This is a genomic window from Brevundimonas diminuta 3F5N (assembly GCF_900163625.1).
In the GTDB taxonomy this organism is placed as follows: Bacteria; Pseudomonadota; Alphaproteobacteria; order Caulobacterales; family Caulobacteraceae; genus Brevundimonas; species Brevundimonas diminuta_A.
In genome coordinates, this window is record NZ_FUIE01000026.1 from 1 (window position 1) to 2,721 (window position 2,721).

Annotated in this window: 3 protein-coding genes; all 3 read right to left on the reverse strand. The window is 66.6% G+C overall.

Going from position 1 to position 2,721, the window contains the following annotated elements:
* Positions 1-11 precede the first annotated feature (11 nt).
* On the reverse strand, positions 12-1,679 hold the full coding sequence (locus FM111_RS04850; protein ID WP_087139591.1) for a recombinase family protein: 1,668 nt from the start codon (positions 1,677-1,679) through the stop codon (positions 12-14).
* A complete protein-coding gene (locus tag FM111_RS04855) occupies positions 1,679-2,134 on the reverse strand; it encodes a recombinase family protein (protein WP_087139592.1) in 456 nt (151 codons plus the stop codon). Before FM111_RS04855 ends, FM111_RS04850 begins: the two co-directional genes overlap by 1 nt.
* Before the next feature lie 210 nt (positions 2,135-2,344).
* On the reverse strand, positions 2,345-2,721 hold a 377-nt coding region (locus FM111_RS16445; RefSeq protein WP_218779174.1), incomplete at its 5' end, for a hypothetical protein.

Consider the following 2,721-nt stretch of genomic DNA (forward strand, 5'->3'; position numbering starts at 1 on the left):
GCTCGTCAGGCTCATAACCTGAAGGTCGTAGGTTCAAATCCTACTCCCGCACCCACTACAATAGTACAATCGCCGTCCTGGCCTACCAGGGCGGCGATTTGTCCTTTGACGGTTAGTCCATACTGGCCCCGCTCCGGCAGCGGCGTGACCACGACCGTCTCGATCAGCCGGCGCACCAAGTCGCGCGCCTCGGCCGCCGCTTCGCTGTCGCTGCGGTGAAGCGCCTGGGCGAGGTCGCCCACCACGCGCCGATAGTGCTCGGCGATCCCCGGATGCAGGGACACCGGCGAAGGGGCTTCCTCAGCCGCCAGTTCCGCCTCCAGCGCCGTGCGCTGGGCCTCGAGCGCGGCCAGTTTGTCTTTGATCGCCGCGCCGCTCAGGACGCCGTCGGCGACCTGGTCGATCAGGCGCTCCGACCGGCGTATGGCTTCGGCCAGATCGGCTTCCTGCTTGCCACGCCGGCTTCGGACCTCCCGATTACGTTTCTCCATCTCCAGTCGCGCTTCCTCCATGGCGGAGGCGACGATGTCCGGCGCCAGCAGGCGATCCCTGAGGGCCGCCAGAACCCGGTCGGCGATGTCGGCGCCCTTGACCCCGCGCCCGTTGTCGCAAGCGGTCGGGCCGCGCTCGCGTCGCCACGAACAGACGAATCTCTGTTCGGATCCGCTGCGGATCATCGGGCCGCCGCAGCAGCCGCAGGTCAGCTTGCCGCTGAGGAGATGCTTCGGGCGCACCGATGCCAATGGCGATGTCTTCTGCGGACCTAGCCGATTTTCTTCGTAGCGGGTGCGGGCCCTGAGCCAGAGTTCCTCGGGAACGATCCTCAGATCGGGCACTGCCTGGCGGACAATGGCGGCGGGATCGCCTTTGCGCGCACTGCGGGCGCCGGTGCTGCGGTCCTTCAGCCAAGTCTGGCGACCGAACACCAGGAAGCCGCGATAGAGCTCGTTGTGGATGACGCCATTCCCACGCTCGGCGTTGCCGTTGATGGTTGAGGCGTTCCAGGCCTTGCCTCGCGGGCTGGGAATGCCGCGCGCGTTCATGTCTGCCGCTATGGCGCGTGGGGAGGCGCCCGCAGCGTACTTGCGAAAGATCTCCACAACGACTTCGGCCTCGGCTGGGACGATATCGCGAAGACCTCTGATGGGTTCACCTGCGGCGTCGAACTCGCGGCGGATGGCGTAACCGTAGACCCGTCCGCCGGTGTGGCGGCCATCGCGAACCACGCCTTCCAAGCCCCGCCGGGTCTTTCGGCGGATCTCCTGGAGGAAGAGGGCGTTCATCGTGCCCTTGAGGCCGACGTGCAGTTCATCGACGGCGCCCTCCGAGATTGTGTGTATGGCGACGCCGTTGAACCGCAGGTCTTCATAGATGGCGGCGATATCGGCCTGCGACCGCGACAGGCGGTCCAGGGCTTCGCAGATCACTACGTTGAATGCGCCGCCCTTGGCGGCGCGTTCCATGGCCAGGAAGCCGGGGCGGTTGGCGATCGAGGCGCCGGATATGCCGGCGTCCTCGAAGGCGCCGACGATCTCGATGCCCTGACGGGCGGCGAAGGCGCGGCAGGCGACAAACTGATCCTCGATCGAGGTCTGCTTCTGCAGATCGCTGGAGAAGCGGGCGTAAAGGGCCGCCCGCATCAGGGGCCGGTTTGCGGTTGAAGGGGCGGCGTTGGCCATTACGCGGCCTCGGGCTCGGGTGCGGACGGGCTGGTCTCTTCGCCCTGGTGTTCGGTCATAGCCTTGCGCTGCATCGCCTTGAGCCGAGGGGTGTCCGACGCTCCGTTTTCGCAGACCTGCATCCCGTCGACGCGGTTGTCCGCCAGAGTGACGACTGAGACGTCAAGGACGCGCAGGGCTTCGAAGATGTCGAGGATGTCCGCCTGGGATCGAGACAGACGATCCAGTCCTTCGCAAATGACAACGTCGAACGCGCCGGTTTTGGCGGCCTGCATCAGGTCAAGGAAGCCGGAGCGATCGACGCTGGAAACGCCGGATGCTCCTGCATCTTCGAAGGCGGCGACGACGTCGATGCCTTCGCGCTCGGCGAAGGTCCGGCACGCCATGAACGGGTCAAGGATCTCGGCGGATTGTTGGGGAACGCTGGCGCTGCGGGTGTAGAGGGCGGCACGCATGAGAGGTCTGGCTCCGGTGGGGAAAAAACAAGGGCAGGGTCGCTGATCGGGCGCTGCACGCGCTAGGGCGATGGCGCAGATCAGCGGAAAGGCGGCCAGCCACGATGGCTCGGGCTGAGGGTGACAGGGCTGCGTCCAGGCGATGACCTGAACGTGGGGGAGGGGGCGCCCCGCCGACTGCCGGCGGGGCTTCGCCTGCACAGCGAGGCGTCAAGGGTCAGGTTCCGGCAGCGCCGAGGGCGCGCAGGTCTGAGAGCCCAGCGCCACGCGCATCAAGGCGCGGGCGAGCTCGGCCAGGAGGCCTTCTGCTAGGGCGATCCGCACCTCCGGCCGCGCGGAGGCGCCCAGAGCAAGTGTCTGGGCTTGCATGAAGATGACGGCAGCCGCATGCATCGATGCCTGAGCATCGTGTGCGGCCATGCCCGACGAATCCGGCGAGCCGGTCGCAGGACTTGATCCCGTCGTCGTTGCGGGAGCTGGGGTCTGCTCCTGCGCGAGGCGGGTCGAGGTGGTCGAAGCTCCAGACGGAGCGGTCTTATCAATACTCATTTTCCTGCATCCTTTGGGTAAGGGGATGCAGGGATCGG